This window comes from Acidovorax sp. A79, assembly GCF_041154505.1.
In the GTDB taxonomy this organism is placed as follows: Bacteria; Pseudomonadota; Gammaproteobacteria; order Burkholderiales; family Burkholderiaceae_C; genus Acidovorax.
In genome coordinates, this window is sequence record NZ_AP028672.1 from 2,999,368 (window position 1) to 3,015,625 (window position 16,258).

General features: G+C 71.1%; 17 protein-coding genes. 12 read left to right on the top strand and 5 right to left on the bottom strand.

Annotated elements, in window-relative coordinates:
• Positions 1-114 precede the first annotated feature (114 nt).
• The 9 genes from ACAM51_RS13735 to ACAM51_RS13775 all read left to right on the top strand — a co-directional run bounded on the left by ACAM51_RS13735 (position 115) and on the right by ACAM51_RS13775 (position 5,848).
• Positions 115-471: a zinc ribbon domain-containing protein YjdM gene (locus ACAM51_RS13735; RefSeq protein WP_218296368.1), complete on the top strand. Its 357-nt coding sequence runs from the start codon at positions 115-117 to the stop codon at positions 469-471.
• Between the two features lie 171 nt (positions 472-642).
• Positions 643-1,146: a pyridoxamine 5'-phosphate oxidase family protein gene (locus tag ACAM51_RS13740; protein ID WP_218296369.1), complete on the top strand. Its 504-nt coding sequence runs from the start codon at positions 643-645 to the stop codon at positions 1,144-1,146.
• Between the two features lie 46 nt (positions 1,147-1,192).
• Positions 1,193-1,441: a hypothetical protein gene (locus tag ACAM51_RS13745; RefSeq protein ID WP_218296370.1), complete on the top strand. Its 249-nt coding sequence runs from the start codon at positions 1,193-1,195 to the stop codon at positions 1,439-1,441.
• Between the two features lie 161 nt (positions 1,442-1,602).
• A complete protein-coding gene (locus ACAM51_RS13750; RefSeq protein ID WP_218296371.1) occupies positions 1,603-2,031 on the top strand; it encodes a CopG family transcriptional regulator in 429 nt (142 codons plus the stop codon).
• A gap of 31 nt (positions 2,032-2,062) precedes the next feature.
• The gene (locus ACAM51_RS13755; RefSeq protein WP_218296372.1) at positions 2,063-3,310 is read left to right on the top strand and encodes a PHB depolymerase family esterase; all 1,248 of its coding nucleotides are present in this window, start codon (positions 2,063-2,065) and stop codon (positions 3,308-3,310) included.
• A 77-nt stretch (positions 3,311-3,387) separates the two neighbouring features.
• Positions 3,388-4,155 (top strand): hypothetical protein, encoded by a 768-nt coding sequence (locus tag ACAM51_RS13760; protein ID WP_369640932.1) that lies wholly within the window; start codon positions 3,388-3,390, stop codon positions 4,153-4,155.
• Between the two features lie 126 nt (positions 4,156-4,281).
• Complete coding sequence (locus tag ACAM51_RS13765; RefSeq protein WP_218296374.1) at positions 4,282-4,893, top strand: PolC-type DNA polymerase III; 612 nt, start codon at positions 4,282-4,284, stop codon at positions 4,891-4,893.
• Between the two features lie 157 nt (positions 4,894-5,050).
• Positions 5,051-5,317, top strand: a complete 267-nt coding sequence (locus ACAM51_RS13770) for a DUF3297 family protein (protein ID WP_369640933.1) — start codon at positions 5,051-5,053, stop codon at positions 5,315-5,317.
• Positions 5,318-5,434: 117 nt separating this feature from the next.
• Positions 5,435-5,848 carry a reverse transcriptase-like protein gene (locus ACAM51_RS13775; protein WP_369643820.1) on the top strand — a complete coding sequence of 138 codons (414 nt, stop codon included), beginning with the start codon at positions 5,435-5,437 and terminating at the stop codon, positions 5,846-5,848.
• A gap of 20 nt (positions 5,849-5,868) precedes the next feature.
• Here ACAM51_RS13775 and ACAM51_RS13780 read toward each other — a convergent pair whose 3' ends face one another.
• The 5 genes from ACAM51_RS13780 to ACAM51_RS13800 all read right to left on the bottom strand — a co-directional run bounded on the left by ACAM51_RS13780 (position 5,869) and on the right by ACAM51_RS13800 (position 9,276).
• On the bottom strand, positions 5,869-6,390 hold the full coding sequence (locus ACAM51_RS13780; protein WP_369640934.1) for a GFA family protein: 522 nt from the start codon (positions 6,388-6,390) through the stop codon (positions 5,869-5,871).
• 109 nt (positions 6,391-6,499) lie between these two features.
• The gene (locus tag ACAM51_RS13785) at positions 6,500-7,804 is read right to left on the bottom strand and encodes an RNA polymerase sigma factor (RefSeq protein ID WP_369640935.1); all 1,305 of its coding nucleotides are present in this window, start codon (positions 7,802-7,804) and stop codon (positions 6,500-6,502) included.
• 19 nt (positions 7,805-7,823) lie between these two features.
• Entirely contained in the window at positions 7,824-8,231 is a 408-nt protein-coding gene (locus ACAM51_RS13790) for a VOC family protein (RefSeq protein WP_218296378.1), read from the bottom strand.
• A 62-nt stretch (positions 8,232-8,293) separates the two neighbouring features.
• A complete protein-coding gene (locus tag ACAM51_RS13795; RefSeq protein WP_218296379.1) occupies positions 8,294-8,830 on the bottom strand; it encodes an SRPBCC family protein in 537 nt (178 codons plus the stop codon).
• Positions 8,831-8,859: 29 nt separating this feature from the next.
• On the bottom strand, positions 8,860-9,276 hold the full coding sequence (locus tag ACAM51_RS13800) for a YciI family protein (RefSeq protein ID WP_218339320.1): 417 nt from the start codon (positions 9,274-9,276) through the stop codon (positions 8,860-8,862).
• A 261-nt stretch (positions 9,277-9,537) separates the two neighbouring features.
• Between ACAM51_RS13800 and ACAM51_RS13805 the strand changes: the two genes are divergently transcribed.
• From ACAM51_RS13805 to ACAM51_RS13815, 3 genes are all read left to right on the top strand, one after another.
• Complete coding sequence (locus tag ACAM51_RS13805) at positions 9,538-13,500, top strand: WG repeat-containing protein (RefSeq protein WP_369640936.1); 3,963 nt, start codon at positions 9,538-9,540, stop codon at positions 13,498-13,500.
• 188 nt (positions 13,501-13,688) lie between these two features.
• The gene (locus tag ACAM51_RS13810) at positions 13,689-15,704 is read left to right on the top strand and encodes a TonB-dependent receptor plug domain-containing protein (protein ID WP_369640937.1); all 2,016 of its coding nucleotides are present in this window, start codon (positions 13,689-13,691) and stop codon (positions 15,702-15,704) included.
• A gap of 3 nt (positions 15,705-15,707) precedes the next feature.
• Entirely contained in the window at positions 15,708-16,253 is a 546-nt protein-coding gene (locus ACAM51_RS13815; RefSeq protein WP_369640938.1) for a YfiR family protein, read from the top strand.
• Positions 16,254-16,258 lie beyond the last annotated feature (5 nt).

The window sequence follows — 16,258 nt, forward strand, 5'->3', positions numbered from 1 at the left end:
CGGCGCCGTCCCCACCAGCGGGCGCCACGGCGGCACGGGCCGGGGGCTGGACCCGTCCCACGCGCCGCGCTGCCCCTCCCTTCCTCCCCATTTGCCATCCCCAGCGAGAACCCCATGACGAACGCCATCCCCGCCTGCCCCCAATGCGGCCTGGAGAACACCTACCCCGACGGCAACCACTACATCTGCCCTGACTGCGCCTTCGAATGGCCCCAGGCAGCCGAATCCGCCGAGGCCGACGCGCCCGAGGGCGGCGGCGCCGTGCTGGACGCCCACGGCAACCCGCTGGCCGATGGCGACGCGGTGATCCTGGTGAAGGACCTCAAGGTCAAGGGGTCCTCATCCACGCTCAAGAAGGGCACCAAGATCAAGGGCATCCGCCTCGTCGATGGCGCCGACGGCCACAACGTGGACTGCAAGACGGAGCTGGGCAGCATGCTGCTCAAGTCAGAGTTCCTGAAAAAGGCCTGATCGGGCCCGGCCCCGGGCCCCCGCCCGCGATACAGGGCGCGGGGCGCGGCGGTGTCAGATAAACACCCACGCCCCGGCGGGCGGCGGGCCGACACGGTGCGCGCGCCACCCTGCCTAGAGTGAATGGAAGCACCGACCCCTTCCCCCATTTCACCACCGCACGGAGAGCCCATGCCCCACGACACCCCCGCCCACGACACCTTGTGGAAGCTCATCAAGGACATCCGCTTCGGGATGCTGACCCACCGCACCGCCAGCGGCATGCTGCATGCCCACCCGCTGACCACGCAGAACCGCCGCATGGACGAACAGGCGGAGCTTTATTTCTTCATCCCCAAGTCCGGCGAACTGTACGAGCGCCTCCTCACCGATGGCGAGGTGAACGTCTCGTACGCCGACCCCGGCGCGGACAGCTATGTCTCGCTCTCGGGCCAGGCGCGTTTCGTGGACGATCTGGCGCAAAAGGAAGCCTTGTGGTCGACCGCAGCCCAGGCATGGTTTCCGGGCGGCCACACCGATCCGGAGCTGGCCCTGCTGGCCGTGCGCATCCGCCATGCCGAATACTGGGACGTGGACGAAAGCAAGATGGTGCAGCTGTTCAAGATGGCCAAGGCGGCCGTCACCGGCCAGCCCCCGCGCCAGCTGGGCGAGCACAAGGAACTGACGCTGCCGTGAACGGCACCGCCACGCCTTTTCTTCACCATCCATTCCAGGAGGTTCCATGAGCAGCAAGGAAAACCGCCGCGAGGAAGACCCATCGGGCGGCAATGACAACACCGAGGGCTCGGGCAAGGTCGCCCAGGCCCACAACAGCACGGGCGACAAGCCCACCACCCAGATCAACCAGGGCCGCCGCACCCCCGAAAGCCGGGGCGACCGCGACACGCACCTGGGCAGCAGCAACCAGGCGCAGTCGCGCCGGGGCGCCGCCGGCAGCAGCGGCCCGGCGGGTAGCCGCGGGGCGGGCTGAGCGCCGCCGGCACCGGCACCGCTCGCACCCATGCGCAAAGAGCCTTCGGGCTCTTTTCTTTTGCGCGTGGCCCTTGAAGCAAAAAATTTTCCATCCATATACCATCCATGCACCATCCATATGGATGGAAATCATCCACACCACCGGCCACGGAGGGCCCCATGACCCCAGCTCCCGCTTCGTCCCTGGCCGTGCGCGGCAAGATTCCCGATTCCGAAAAGATCACGATCAACCTGGGCTTTGTCGACCTGGGCCACATCGACCTGCTGGTGTCGGAAGGGTTTTATGCCAACCGCACCGACTTCATCCGCACGGCCATCCGCCAGCAGCTGGCCGCCCAGGGCGACGCCGTGCGGCAGGTGGTGGCCCGCAAGATGCTTGTGCTGGGCCTGCAGCGGTTTGGCCGCGCCGAGCTGCAAGCCGTGCAGGCAGCGGGCCAGGTGCTCGAGATCCGCGTGCTCGGCCTGGTCAGCATCGACGACGACGTGCCGCCCACCCTGGCGCAGGCCACGATTGCCTCCATCACGGTGCTGGGCGCGTTTCACGCCAGCGCCCCGGTCAAGGCCGCCCTGGCAGGGCGCATTGGCTGAGCGCGGCGCACCACCACCACGAAAGAACCCCATGGACTGGAACCTCAAACTCAAACAGCTGATGGGTCAGGCCACCCACCTGGTGCGCAGCGGCCAGCTGGCGGATGCCACGCGGGCCATCCAGCAGGCGCTGGGCAGCGCTTCGGCCACGGCGCCGGGGCCCGCCGCGCCGCCGCCGGAACGCGCGGGCCCCGCCCCGGTGCAGGCACCGGCAGCCCCCTTCGCCTTTCGCACGGGAACCCCGTGGCGCAGCAGCGCGGCGCAGGACGTGGAGGACGCGGTGGTGGTCGAGCGCGGCACCGTGCAAGCCCCCCCGGGCGCGGCCCGGCCCGCCCCACCGTCCGGGCCGGGTGCACGCCCGGCGGCCGCCGCGCCGCACGCCGCCGAGCCCCCGGACAGCTTCACCGCGGTCGCCTTCAGCCACCCTGGCGCCCCGCACAACCCGCACCACTACCACCTGTACGTGCCGCCCGGCGCGGGGGCCGGCACGCCCATGCCACTGGTGCTGATGCTGCACGGCTGCACGCAGAATCCCGTGGACTTCGCCACCGGCACCGGGATGAACGCCGCCGCCGCCCCGGCCAACGCGCTGGTGCTGTACCCCGCACAGCCCCACAGCGCCAACCCCAACGGCTGCTGGAACTGGTTCCGCCCCGAAGACCAGCGCCGGGGCGGCGGCGAACCCGCTCTGCTGGTGGCGATGGTGCAGGACGTGATGGCGCGCCACCCCGTGGATGCGCGGCGCGTCTACGCGGCGGGCCTGTCGGCCGGCGGCGCCATGGCCGCGCTGCTGGGCCGCGAGTACCCCGACGTGTTTGCGGCCGTGGGCGTGCACTCGGGCCTGCAGGCCGGCGCGGCACACAACGTGATGGGGGCGCTGTCGGCCATGAAGCATGGCGCCAGGCCGGCGGCGGGCACCCCGGCTCCGGGGGCTGTTGCGGCGGCACCCCTGATCGTCTTCCACGGCGATGCCGACACCACCGTGCACGCCCGCAACGGCGAGCAGCTGGTGCAGGCGGCGCGGGCCAGCGCCCCGGGCACCGTGGAGCTGGGCACGCACCAGGGCCAGTCGGCCGGAGGCCAGGGCTACACGCGCACGGTGTATGGCCTCGCAGGCGCGCCGGTGGCGGAGCACTGGGTGCTGCATGGCGGCGGCCATGCCTGGGCGGGCGGGCATGCGCAGGGCAGCCACACCGACCCCCGGGGGGTATCGGCCACGCGGGAGATGCTGCGGTTCTTCCTGGAGCATCCCCGGGGACTGGCCGGCACCCCGCCATAATTTGCCCGGGAGCGCAGCGCCACCTTCATCCAGCACAACAACACGGTGCGAAAGCCATCCAGGGAGAGGAATCCATCATGGAGAACGTCTACATCACCGTCGCGGGGCTGGTGGCCATCGGGCTGGTCTTCTACGCCCTGCGGCGTTCGGGGCGCCAGGACAACACCCGCACCGACCTGCGCATCACCGCGGTCTCCATCGCGCCCCCCTCGGGCAGCGTGCTGCCGGCCAACACGCCGATCACCGTGACCCTGGACTACCGCTACGGCGCGCCGCGCGAGCCGCTATATGCGTGGGTGAAGATCCTGGACACCACCTACGACTCCCTCTACGAAGGCTCGCACGACATGCTGAACCCGGGCTCCGGGCGTGTGAGCCGTTCGGTGCACCTCACGCAGGCGGGGACCGTGCGCGAGTTGTTCATCGTGGTCAAGAACCGGGACTTCGTGGAGGTGTTCAACCAGGCCATCGCCGTGGACTTCACCTACGAGGAAGCGGTGCTGGACGAGGCGCAAAGGAACGATGGCAAGGGATCGCGGATCACCGACATCCGTCTGTCCATTGCGTCCCCCGCCACGGTCAAGGCCGGCACCCGCATCGATGTCGAGGTCGAATACGACATCCAGGCGGAGGAAGGCCTGGACATCTGGGTCATTCCCGACACGCAGGCCAACATGACCTACGAGGGCACCACGGGCCGGCTGGACGGCGCGGGGACCGTGCACAGGCACTTCACCCTCATCGACCCCTGCGCGGTCACGGGCCTGCGGCTGCTGATGAAGAATGCGTCGAGCCAGACGGTCTACGAACACCGCGTGCCGGTGGACTACACCTTCACGGTGTAGCCGTTCCCAGCCGACCATCCCCGGGGCCCGGCACGGGGTTCGGTTTATCCTGCAGGCCCGCCGGCACAATCCGCTGCGGCCCGCAATGGGGGCCGCTGACGCACGGCCTTGCCCCTCGGAACACCCATGCCCCCCATCGCCGTCATCGACTTTGAAACCACCGGCGTCTCGCCCGGCCAGGGCGCGCGCGCGACCGAGGTCGCCATCGTGCTGCTGGAAAAAGGCCAGGTGGTGGACCGCTTCCAGAGCCTCCTGAAAACCGGCGCGTGGATTCCGCCGTTCATCACCCAGCTCACCGGCATCACCAACGCCATGGTGAACGCGGCCCCAGAGGCCGCAGGCGTCATGGCCGATGCCGCGCGCTTCGTGGGCGATGCGCCCATGGTGGCGCACAACGCGTCGTTCGACAGCAAGTTCTGGCAGGCCGAACTGGCACGGGCCGGCGTGGCCGCGCCGCACCCCTTCGCCTGCACCGTGCTGCTGTCGCGCCGCCTGTACCCGCAGGCCCCCAGCCACAAGCTCGGTACGCTGGTGGACTACCACGGCCTGCCGCGCACGGGCCAGGCCCACCGGGCGCTGGCCGATGCCGAAATGGCCGCCGCGCTGCTCGCGCGCATCCAGCACGACCTGCGCACGCGCTGGCGGGTGGCCGAACCCAGCCACGCACTGCTGCAGCTGGTGCAGCGCTGCGCCAAACCCGCGGTGGGCGCGCTGCTCGCGCGGCACGCCACGCCCTGAATGCGTTTGCTACATATTTAATAGCTTGCGGCGCTTATCCACAGTGCGCTAGAAGGCATTTTCATTCATGTTCCAGCCGTGCCCCAGGGGCACCTGATCCGGGTCCCCGGCCAAATCCCGGAAAATCCGCGCTTTCGCTTTTCAACCAGACCACCGCATGACCGACACCACCCCAGCCGCTGCCGCCGCCGACCGCCCCGCACTCCCCGACCACCTGAGCGTGGACCCGCGCAGCCCGCACCATGTGGCCGCGGTGTTCCAGCACGACATCGGCATCCGCTTCAACGGCAAGGACCGCACGGATGTCGAGGAATACTGCGTCAGCGAAGGCTGGGTGAAGGTGCCCGCGGGCAAGACGGTGGACCGCAAGGGCCACCCGCTGATGATCAAGCTCAAGGGCAAGGTCGAGGCTTTCTACAAGTGACATCGCCCCGCGCGGCCGCGCCGCGCCGGTATCTGCCGCGCGTTTTCCGTGCCTGACGACAACGCCGCCCCCTGGGTGATCCATTGCGACGGCAGCGCCGTGCCCAACCCGGGGCGCATGGGGCTGGGCGCGGTGGTGCACGCGCCCGATGGCACGGTGGCGCAGCAGCTGTCCGAGGCCACCACCTTCACCGGCTGCAACAACGAGGCCGAGCTGAGGGCGCTGGCCCTGGCGCTGCGCTGGCTGCAGGCCCAGGGCACCGCTGCAACCGCTGGCGTGCGGGTGTACAGCGACAACAGCGTGCTGGTGGAGCAGCTCGCCCCCGGTGGTGCGCGCGCCGCGCCCACCGCGCGGCTGGCCTTGCTGTTCGACGAGGTGCGCGCGCTGATGCAGGCCGTGGGCGATGTGGCGGTGCGCTGGATTCCGCGCCACCGCAATGGTCAGGCCGACACCCTCGCGCGCGGCGCGCTGGGCCTGGCGCCCAAGCCGTCCACGAAGCACCACACCCGCACAAGGAAAAAGCGGCGCTGACCGGCCGGCGCGCTGCGCGCTCAGTCCAGGCCCAGGGCCTCGCGGTAGGCGTTGATGCGGGGCAGCAGGGTCTGGCGGCGGGCCAGGCTGCCGGGGGGCCAGTGGGCGTCCCGGTCGTAATACTGCGCCACGGCGGGCGTGCCGGGCGCAAGCACCACCCAGGGCTGCTTCGACGCGGTGTAGATGTGGATGTCGGGCGGCAGGTGGTCCGGCGCGTCCAGCGTGCCCACGCGCACGAAGGCGACGAGCGGGCCCGCGCCGGAGTAGTGGCTCCACACCGCCACGCGGCAGTGCGGGCAGCGCGCGATCTTCTGGCCAAAGCCGCTTTCGGACGGGGTGTCCACCAGGTCGACCTCGCCCACCCGCAGCGCCAGCCTGTCGGCCTCGATCATGGCGTTCAAGGCGAACGACGCCCCGCTTTCCCGCTGGCACCAGCGGCAATGGCAGCAGTGCACGAAAAGCGGCGCGGTGAGCATGCGGTAGCGGACATGGCGGCAGGTACAGCCGCCGTCCAGCGGGAACACGGGGTCTGGGTGCGTCATGGCAGGGCGGTGGGCGGCAAAACGGAACGAGGCACCATTTTGGCGAAAGCGCGGGACAAAATCACGCGGCCGCCGCGCGCGGTGCCCGGCCCCGGGGTGCAAGCGCCGTTCAGCCGCCCGCGCGCGCCAGCAGCAGCGCCTTTTCCTGCGCGTTGCGCGTGAGGCCCGCCGCGCGCTCGAACTCGGCGCGCGCCTCGGCCACGCGGCCCAGCTTGGCCAGCAGGTCGCCGCGCACGCTGGGCAGCCAGTGGTACTGGGCCAGCACGGGGTCCGCCGCGATCTCGTCCACCAGCCGCAGCGCCGCCGCCGGGCCTTCGGCCATGCCCACCGCCACGGCGCGGTTCAGCGCCACGACGGGCGAGGGCGCCACCTGCGCGAGCGCGTCGTACAGCGCCACGATGTAGGCCCAGTCGGTGTCCTGGGCGCGCCGCGCGCGGGCATGGCAGGCGGCGATCGCGCCCTGCAGCGCGTAGGGGCCCCAGGCATGGCCCGCGCGCGCCAGCTGCTCGGCCTTGTCGAGCGCGGCCAGGCCCCGGCGCACCAGCAGCCGGTCCCACCGCGCGCGGTCCTGGTCCATGAGCAGCACGGGCCGGCCCTCGCCATCGGTGCGCGCGGGCAGGCGCGAGGCCTGGATTTCCAGCAGCGCCACCAGCCCCTGCACCTCGGGCTCGTCGGGCACCAGGCTGGCCAGCACGCGCACCAGGCGCTGGGCTTCACCGCACAGGGCAGGGCGCATCCAGTCGTCGCCCGCCGTGGCCGCGTAGCCTTCGTTGAAGACGAGGTAGATGACTTCGAGCACCGACGCCAGGCGCGGCGCGCGCTCGGCCGCGCCCGGCACCTCGAAGGGCACGTGGGCGGCCGACAGGCTGCGCTTGGCCCGCACGATGCGCTGCGCGACGGTGGGCTCGGGCACCAGGAACGCCCGTGCGATCTCGGCCGTGGTGAGGCCGCCCAGCAGCCGCAGCGTGAGCGCCACGCGCGCCTCGGTGGGCAGCACGGGGTGGCAGGCGGTGAAGATCAGGCGCAGCAGGTCGTCGCCGATGTCGTCCTGCTGCGCAGCGACCAGGGCGTCCACCACGTCGGGGGCGTACTGGGCTTCGAGCGCCTGCAGGTCCTTGCCCAGCGCCTCGTGCTCGCGCGCATGCACCGCCTGCTGGCGCAGGTGGTCGATGGCGCGGCGCTTGGCCGTGGTCATGAGCCATGCCCCCGGGTTCGCGGGCAGGCCGGTGGCGGGCCAGTGCTCCAGCGCGGCCACCAGCGCGTCCTGCGCCAGCTCCTCGGCCCGGCCCACGTCGCGCGTCATGCGCGCCACGCTGGCGATGATGCGCGCGGCCTCGATGCGCCACACCGAATCGATGGTGCGGTGCAGGGCATCGGCGCTGGCATCGGCATCGGGACTGCGGGGGTTGTGCATCGGTGGCCTCGGTGAAAGCTCAGCCCAGCGCCTTGCTGGCATCCACCATGTGCACGAACTCCCAGCTGTGGCCGTCCAGGTCGTCGAAGCTGCGCGAATACATGAAGCCCAGGTCCTGCACCGGGCGCGGCGAGGTGCCGCCGGCCGCCACGGCCTTGGCGACGAGGGCATCGACCTCCTCGCGGCTGTCGCACGAGAAGCACACCAGCACCTCCGAGGTGGTGCGTGCGTCGGCGATCGCCTTGCTGGTGAAGGTCTGGTAGAAGTCCCTGACCAGCAGCATCACGAACAGGTTCTCGCCCACCACCAGGCAGGCGCCCTGTTCGTTGGTGAACTCGGGGTTGAACTCGTAGCCCAGCGCGCGGAAGAACGCCTGCGAGCGGGCCATGTTCTCGATGGGCAGGTTCACGAAGATTTGCTTGTGCATGAAAGGCTCCTGAAGGGGTGGGAAGGTAAAGGGAAACAGAAGGTTTGGCAAAGGTGCGCGGTTCAGGTCGCTGGTTTTTGCGCCACGGCCTGCAGGTTGGCCAGGCCGTCCTCGAAGTCCTGGCCGACCATGCGGTCCATGTTGAAGAACAGGTGGGCGATCTTGGCGACGTACGGCACGGGGCCCTGCATGGCCCAGGTGACGCGGGTGGCGCCGGAGCCCTCGGGCTGGAGCGTGAATTCCACCTGGTTGTGGGCCTCGAACGGGGCCACAAAGTCGAGCTTCATCGCAACCCGCGCGGGGGCCGTGGCGTCGACGATCTCCATGCTGCCGGTGCCCACCTTGTCGCCCTGCCACGCATAGCGCGCGCCGGGGCCTGCGGTGGTGGCGCTGTACTGGCCCTTGGCGGCGGGGTCCTTGCGTTCATACGGGTTCCAGGTGTTGAACTGGCGCAGGTCGTGGATGAGCCCGTACACACGTTCTGGCGGCGCGGGGATCACGCGGCTGCGCTCCACGCGGAAGCTGTCGGGGCGGGTGGCGGCAAACGCCAGCAGCAGCGCCAGGGCGGCGAGCAGCACGAGGGCGATGGTCTTGATCATGGCGATGGTCTCCAGGCAGGGGCAGCGGTTCAGCGGCGGGCTTCCAGGTCGCGGAAGTGCTCGACGCCCTCCACGGCGGCGAAGTCCTCCATCTCGTAGAGCGGGCGCACCTCAATCTCGGCCTCCAGGCCCTCGCCGCGCGGGTTGGGGAAGCGGCGCGTCCATTCCAGCGCCTCGTCGCGGTCGCGCACCTGGATCAGCGTGTAGCCGGCGATGAGCTCCTTGGTCTCGGTGAAGGGACCGTCGGTGATGGTGGTGCGCGCCCCGGCCGCGCCGTAGCGCACGCGCCAGCCCTGCGCGCTGGGCTTGAGGCCGCTGCCGTCCAGCAGCACGCCCGCCCGGGCCAGCTCTTCGTGGTAGCGGGCCATGGCGGCCATCAGGGGTTCGGTGGGCATGTCGCCGCGCTCGGATTCTGCGGTGGCTTTCACGATGATCATGAATCGCATGGGGTTCTCCTCGGGGGGGTCAGGGGGGCGGGCCATGGCGCGATCCGTGGCCTTCACCAGCACGACGGACGAACCCGTGGCAGATCGACAGCTTGGTGGCTGGTTCAGGGTTTTTACTTAGAAAAAGAGGGTGGGGCGCGGCCCGGCCTGCGCCACACGCCCGCAGCGCCGCCCGCTGTGGCGTATCCGCCAAGCCGTGCAAATGGTTACCGGCCATAGCGATCTGCCTCGGTAGGATGCCGCGCGAGGGACCCGACCGCAATGACCAGCCACAACGACACCGAACCAACACCCCCCTGGCTGGCCAGCATCCCGCTCATGCCCGGCCACCAGGCCCTCGCGCTGGTCATCGTCCACCCGGGCCGGGCCGTGGTCCCCGCCGAAGGCCTGGGCGAGGTGCTGCGCTTCTGGGCCGACGGGCGCGGCGGCTGGATCGGCGCAGCCCGCGCGGCCCACGGCCCGTGGGGCTACATCGACGGCGAGGGCCGGTGGCGCGTGCCGCCCACGCTGCAGAACGCGCGCAGTTTTTCCGAGGACGGGCTGGCCCGCTTCTGCGACGGCGGGCGCTGGGGGTTCATGGACCTGGCGGGGACGGTGGCCATCCCTGCCGCATTCGACAACGCCCAGCCGTTTCGCAACGGTTTGTGCGCGGTGCAGGTGGGCCAGGATGCCTGGCGCATCATCGACCGCACCGGCCACACCACCTGCGACGAGGTGTTCCATGAGCTGAGCCCCTTCGGCGCCAATGGCCTCGCGCGCGCCACGCTGTGGAAGAAGGCCAGCAACCAGCGCACCCAGGGCTTCGTGGACCGCACGGGGCGCTGGGTGATCGAGCCCCGCTTTCGCGACGCGCGGCCGTTTGGCGAATCCACCGCCACGGCCGCCTCGCTGGACGGCGACACCTACGGCCTCATCGACGCACAGGGTCGCTGGGTGCTGGAGCCCCGCTACCCGCGCATCGATGCCTTCAATGCCGAGGGCCTGGCCTTCTTCGACGAACCCCATGCCTGGGACAACGGCCATGGCTACCTCAACGCGCGCGGCAAGGTGGTCGTGAAAGGCGGGCGCCACCTCTCGCGGCGCATGGCCTGCGGCGTGGCCGCCAACAGCTATGACGGCACGGGCTTTCTCACGGCCGACGGCAAACCCCTTGCGGCCCCGCCGCTGAGCTACGGCACGGATTTCTCGGCGGAAAGCGGCTTTGCCGTCGTGCGCACCGCCGCCGCCGTGCGCAAGGGCGCGGCCGATGCCACCACAGCGGGCCCGGCGCACTGGGGCCTGCTGCACCCGGACGGCCGCTTCGTGCCCGCGCCCGACCACCTGCTGGAGCCGCTGACCGATGGCGATGGCTGGCTGGTGGGGCACCCGCCGGACACGCCGCTGGTGCCGTTTCTGACCCGCGACGGGCAACTGGCCTTTATCGACGGCGAGGGCGCCGTCGCCTGGCGCGCGCACTACGACGGCCAGCAGGTGGCCTTGCTCGACGCCGGGGGCACGCCCCTGTGGCGCAGCGGCGTGCGCGAGAACTGCTGGCCCCCCGGGCCGTTCTTCCACGCGCCGCTCACCGACCACCTGGAAAACCTCAAGACGCTCGACGGCATCGTGCCGCTGGCCGTGGACCTGCTGGCCGACGCCGAGGCCCGGCTGCACCGCCTGGCGGCGGGCGATGAACTCGCGCCCGACGAACCCGTGGACGGCGACGATGAAGATGACGACGGGGAGCAGGACCCCGGCCAGGTGCAGGCCGGCCGCACCGTGGTCGTGCGGCGGGTGATGCGCGCCTACCTGAGCGAATCGCACAACGGCCCCTACGAATTCCTGTGCACCGACCTCAACCGCGCGGTGGACGAAGCCCGCGTGGCGATGGTGCAGCAGCTGAGCGCGCGCTTTGGCGCCGCCGACCCGAACCCGGAGCACGCCGTCCCCTGGCGCCGCCAGGGCGACTACACGCAGGCCTGGCCCGTGGCAATGGCCAAGCCCCTGCCGGGCGACGGCGGCGCGCTGCACGAGGCGCGCGAACAGTGGCTCACGCTGTACAAGCATTCGGACTCGGGCGACGGCGATGTGTGGTGGGAACTGTGGCTCATGGCCGCGCCCAGCATCGACGCGCTGCAGCTGGCGCAGCGCGCGCGCGGCGCCGGCCCCGCCACGGAACCGCCCGGCCACGGCGGCGAGCCCGAAGGCCCGGACAGCGACGGCCCGGCGCTGGACAGCCGGCCCCCCGAGGGCGCGCCGGCCACGCAGCCGCCCCGGACACGTGATGAATGGCTGCACGCCGTGTGCAACGACCGCCATGCGATCGCCCATGTGCCCGCGCAGTGGCTGGACGATGCGATGGTGGATGCCGCCCTGGATGCGAACGTGGCGGCGCTGGAATACGTGCCTGCGGCCTGGCGGACAACCGCACGGCTCGAATCGCTGGTGCGCCGGGGCCTGCGCGAGGCGGCCGGCATCCCGCCCGAATGCATGACCGCCGAAGCCCTGGCCCTGGCACGCAGCCTGTATGCCGGCCAGCCCGAATGGGACTGGCGCGACGAGCGCAACAGCCGCATCCCCGCCACCTGGGACCACAACAGCCTGTGCGACGTGTGGGGCTGCCTGCTCACGCCCGAGCTCGCGCTCAAGGCGGTGCGCGCCCAGGCGCCGCTCAAGGACCTGGCGCACTGGCTGCGCACCGATGCGGTGGAGCAGGCCGCCCTGCAGGCCGACATCTACAACATCAGCTACATCGACCCGCGCAAGATCACGCCCGCGCTGGCCGAGCGCGCCGTGCGGCACGACTACGGCTGCCTGATCGAGCACATTCCCGCCGACATGCTCACGCCCGCGCTGTGCCTGGCCTCGGCGCGCGCCAACGGCCTGTCGCTGGACAAGATCCCTGCGGCGCTGCGCACCACCGACGTGTGCGTGGCCGCGCTGCAGGACCGCTGGGACATGTTCCTCGCCGTACCGCCCGCGCTGCGCGAGGACGTCACCACCCGGCTCATCGCGGACGACCTGGACCAGGCCCGCCGGGACGGCGAACCCCGCGAGGCCAGCCACTGGCACGTGCAGCGCGCCTGGGCTCGGCTGTGGGCGGGCGACCCTGAAGGCGCGATGGCCGACGCCCGCCTGGGCCTCGGCCGCGTGCGCCACGAAGAGCATGCGCGCTACATTTTGGCCAGCGCCTTGCGCGCCCTGGGCCGCACGCAGGAAGCGGCGCTCGAGGCCTCCACGGTGCTGTCGCTGCAGTCGCCCTACGCCGCGCAGTGGGATGCCGCCGAGGACACGCGCTGGCTGCAAGGCCTGGCGCAGGGCCAGGCCCAGGCGGCCGACGACGCCACGCTGATCGCACGGCTGCAGTCGCACCCGCGCACCCTGGCCGATGTGCCGCGCGAACGCATCACCCACGCCATGGTCGATGCCGCCCTGGCGGCCGACGAGGACACGGTGCGCTTCGTGCCCAAGCGCCTCATGACCCCCGCGCGCTATGCGGCGGCGCTGCGCCAGGGCGTGAAGGATTTCGGCCAGATCCCTCCCGACATGCTCAGCGAGGAAGCCTGCATCGCGCACGTGCAGGAGGGCGGCTGGCGGCTGGAGCAGATCCCGCCCGCGCTGCGCACCGTGGCGGTCTGCGCCCACGCGGTGCGCCGCAGCGCCAGCGCCATGGAACATGTGCCCCAGGCCCTGCACGACCAGGCCCGGGAAGCCGCCGCGCGCCTGCCCCGCGATGACGGGGATGCCGCAGACGGCACCCCCCGCGCCGGCGGCGTGGGCGGCTGGCTGGCACGCCACGTGGTCGATTCCGCGCTGAAGGGGCAGGGCACCGCCGCCCGCCGTCTGCAGCACCAGGGCGTGCTGGCCGCGTTCCTGGTGCAGGCCGCCGTGACCGCCCGGTCCGGCACGCCGCCCACCCTCACCGGACTGGCGGGCTGGTTCGAGCAGCGGCCGGTGCTGGCCTGGGCCACCCACCTGCTGCTGGGCCTGGCGGCCTGGGTGGGCCACGCGTTCGTCTCGGTGGCCGCCTGGCGGGCGGAAGGCGCGTGGATCGGGCTGGGGACGTTCGCGCTCATGGGCTTTTCCGAACTGTACTGGGCGTGGCGGTTTGTATTCGCCAGCCCCCAGAGCCTCTGGCTCGCGGTCGCGGCGGCCCTGGTGGTGGTCTACCTGTTCGGCTGGCGCCGCCTGTACCGCCGCGTGGGCCTGGCCTTCGCCCACCGCGGGGATTCGGCGGCAGGGGACTGAGCCCCAGCCGGCCCACCGGCTGCTGCGGCCACCTTTTACATTTTTCCTAGGGTCATCACCGATCCCCCCGGGGGCCTGCCGGGCCTGCTGGTGGATACAATTTGTAAACACTCGCCCCACCGACCCACGAACCTCCGGAACGCTTGGTCTCGCACACAGGAGCCACCGCCACAGCGGGTGCAACGCCCATGACAAGAGGATCGGACCATCGCCCGGCACAGTGGCCACAGCGCATGGCGCTGGCCCTCCTTTGCAGCGGACTCTCCCACGCCATCGCGCAGGCGGACATCGCCCATCTGCCGCTGGAACAGCTCGTGCAGATGGAAGTCCGGACCGCCAGCCGGTACACGCAGACCACCCTGGAAGCACCCGCCCTGGTGAGCGTGGTGACCGCCGACGACATCCGGCTCTTCGGCTACCGCACGCTGGCCGAGGTGCTGGGCAGCATGCGCGGGCTGTATGTGTCGTACGACCGCTCCTACCACTACCTGGGCACGCGCGGCTTCGCCACGCCGGGCGACTACAACACCCGCGTGCTGCTGCTGGTCAATGGCGTGCGCTTCAATGACAACCTCTACGACCAGGCCACCATCGGCACCGACTTCCCGCTGGACCTGGACCTGGTGGACCGCGTGGAGTTCGTGCCGGGGCCGGGCTCCGCCGTCTATGGACCCAATGCGTTCTTCGGCGTGGTCAACGTCATCACGCGCGACGGCCGCCAGCTGGCCGGCCCGCAGCTGAGCGTGGCGGCCGGCAGCCATGGCAGCGCCAAGGCCCGCTTCTCGGTGGGAACCGTGGACGCACAGGGCGGGGACTGGCTGATCGCGCTGACGCGCGCGAGCAGCCGGGGCGCGGACCAGTACTTCGCCACGTTCGACACGCCGGCCAGCAACCAGGGCGTCGCGCAGCGCCTGGATTTCGACCGCAGCACCCAGCTGTTCGCGCGGATGCAGCGCGACGGCCTGAGCCTCACCCTGGCGCACGGCGAGCGCAGCAAGGGCACGCCTACCGCGGCGTTCTCGCAGACCTTCAATGACCCGCGCTCGCGGTCCATCGACACCACCACCCGCGTCGCAGCCGAGTATGCGAGCCAGCTGCAGCCCTCCCTCGCGTTCACCGGGCGCGTCCACGCCGGGCACTACCGCTTCGTGGGCGACTACGCGTACGACTATCCGCCGCCCACGCTCAACCGCGACGTGGGCACCGGCCAATGGTGGGGCACGGAATGGCAGTGGGTGAGCACGGCCCTTGCACGCCACAAGCTCGCGTGGGGCGTCGACTACCGGCGCGACACCCGCATCCGGCAGCTCAATGCCGACGTGGATCCGCCCGTGCAATACCTGGATACCCGCCGCGCGGGGAACGCGCTGGGCATCTATGTCCAGGACGAGTTCGCGCTGGCGCCCACGCTCACCCTGCACGCGGGCCTGCGGTGGGGCAAGCAGTCGGGCAGCGACGGCAGCTTCCACCCCCGGCTGGGCCTGGTGTACTGGTGGAACCCGGCCACGGCCGTCAAGCTGCTGCATGGCACGGCCTACCGGCCGCCCAACGCCTACGAGCGCGACTACCGGGTGGACCTGCCCGGCGGCATCGTCGACCTGGCGGGCCTGCGGCTCGAAAAGGTGCGCACCACGGAGCTGGCGCTGGAACACGCCCCCACCGGCACCACGCGCATGCTGTTGACGGCGTTCAGGTCCGAGGTGACCGACCTGATCTCGCTGGGGGACGCGGGCATCCCGGACAGGCTCAGGTTCAGCAACGCGCGGGGCGTGCGCGTGCATGGCATGGAGACCGAGGTGGAGCAGCGCTGGCAAGGAGGGTCGCGCCTGCGCGTGGCCTACGGGTGGCAGAAGGCGCGCGACGCAGGTGCACCCGAGACGCTGACCAACTCCCCCCGGCACCTGCTCAAGCTGCAGTGGTCGGACACGCTGGCGCTCGCGGCGCCGGGGCAGGGCAGGCCGGGGCAGTATGCCGTCGAGGCCATTGGCGTGGGCGCGCGCAGGACGCTCGCGAACGCGCGCCTGCCTGCGCACGTCCTGGCCAACCTCGTCTACACGAAGCGCCTGGGGGACGTGGATGTGTCGGTGGGCGTGTACAACGTCTTCAACCGCCGCCACGCGGACCCCGCCTCCTACGAAATCCGCGAAGACTCGATCCGGCAGGATGGACGGACCTACCGCGTCAAGCTCACCTACGGGTTCTGAGCCATGTCCCACGCCCTGCGCCTGCGCAACCTGCTGTGGGCCGGGCTGTGCGTGCTGTGCTGGGCGGGGGGCCTGGCGCATGCCACCAACCCCGTGGAGGAACCCGATCTCAAGGCCGCGTACATCTTCAACTTCATCCAGTTCATCGAATGGCCCGACAGCGACCTGGCCACCGATGGCGACTGGCCCCTGTGCATCTCTCCCTTCAGTCCGCTCAAGCGCGCCCTGACGGCCCTGGAGGGCAAGCCCGCCCGCAAGGGGCGGCCCATCCGGGTGAGGCTGCTGGAACTGGCCGAGCTGCGCCATTGCCGCGTGCTCATCCTGCACGGCTCCGACATCGAGCCGGTGCTGCGCGCGCTGCGGGCCCTGCCGCCCGCCCACGGCATCCTGACGGTGGCCGATGAGGACGCCGCAGGCAGCCCCGACATCATGATCACGCTCAGCCAGCAGAAGAACCGCATCGTGTTCGCCATCAACACCGATGCCACCGCGCGCGCGGGCCTGTCCGTGAGCTCCCGACTGCTGCGGCTGGCCAGGGCGGCCAGATGATGACG

Coding starts and splice junctions, on each gene's coding strand:
- ACAM51_RS13800 (WP_218339320.1), bottom strand. CDS start 9,276: ATGCGATTCATGATCATCGTGAAAGCCACCGCAGAATCCGAGCGCGGC.
- ACAM51_RS13775 (WP_369643820.1), top strand. CDS start 5,435: ATGGGGCTGGGCGCGGTGGTGCACGCGCCCGATGGCACGGTGGCGCAG.
- ACAM51_RS13750 (WP_218296371.1), top strand. CDS start 1,603: ATGACCCCAGCTCCCGCTTCGTCCCTGGCCGTGCGCGGCAAGATTCCC.
- ACAM51_RS13765 (WP_218296374.1), top strand. CDS start 4,282: ATGCCCCCCATCGCCGTCATCGACTTTGAAACCACCGGCGTCTCGCCC.
- ACAM51_RS13795 (WP_218296379.1), bottom strand. CDS start 8,830: ATGATCAAGACCATCGCCCTCGTGCTGCTCGCCGCCCTGGCGCTGCTG.
- ACAM51_RS13790 (WP_218296378.1), bottom strand. CDS start 8,231: ATGCACAAGCAAATCTTCGTGAACCTGCCCATCGAGAACATGGCCCGC.
- ACAM51_RS13815 (WP_369640938.1), top strand. CDS start 15,708: ATGTCCCACGCCCTGCGCCTGCGCAACCTGCTGTGGGCCGGGCTGTGC.
- ACAM51_RS13770 (WP_369640933.1), top strand. CDS start 5,051: ATGACCGACACCACCCCAGCCGCTGCCGCCGCCGACCGCCCCGCACTC.
- ACAM51_RS13760 (WP_369640932.1), top strand. CDS start 3,388: ATGGAGAACGTCTACATCACCGTCGCGGGGCTGGTGGCCATCGGGCTG.
- ACAM51_RS13805 (WP_369640936.1), top strand. CDS start 9,538: ATGACCAGCCACAACGACACCGAACCAACACCCCCCTGGCTGGCCAGC.
- ACAM51_RS13785 (WP_369640935.1), bottom strand. CDS start 7,804: ATGCACAACCCCCGCAGTCCCGATGCCGATGCCAGCGCCGATGCCCTG.
- ACAM51_RS13735 (WP_218296368.1), top strand. CDS start 115: ATGACGAACGCCATCCCCGCCTGCCCCCAATGCGGCCTGGAGAACACC.
- ACAM51_RS13745 (WP_218296370.1), top strand. CDS start 1,193: ATGAGCAGCAAGGAAAACCGCCGCGAGGAAGACCCATCGGGCGGCAAT.
- ACAM51_RS13810 (WP_369640937.1), top strand. CDS start 13,689: ATGACAAGAGGATCGGACCATCGCCCGGCACAGTGGCCACAGCGCATG.
- ACAM51_RS13755 (WP_218296372.1), top strand. CDS start 2,063: ATGGACTGGAACCTCAAACTCAAACAGCTGATGGGTCAGGCCACCCAC.
- ACAM51_RS13740 (WP_218296369.1), top strand. CDS start 643: ATGCCCCACGACACCCCCGCCCACGACACCTTGTGGAAGCTCATCAAG.
- ACAM51_RS13780 (WP_369640934.1), bottom strand. CDS start 6,390: ATGACGCACCCAGACCCCGTGTTCCCGCTGGACGGCGGCTGTACCTGC.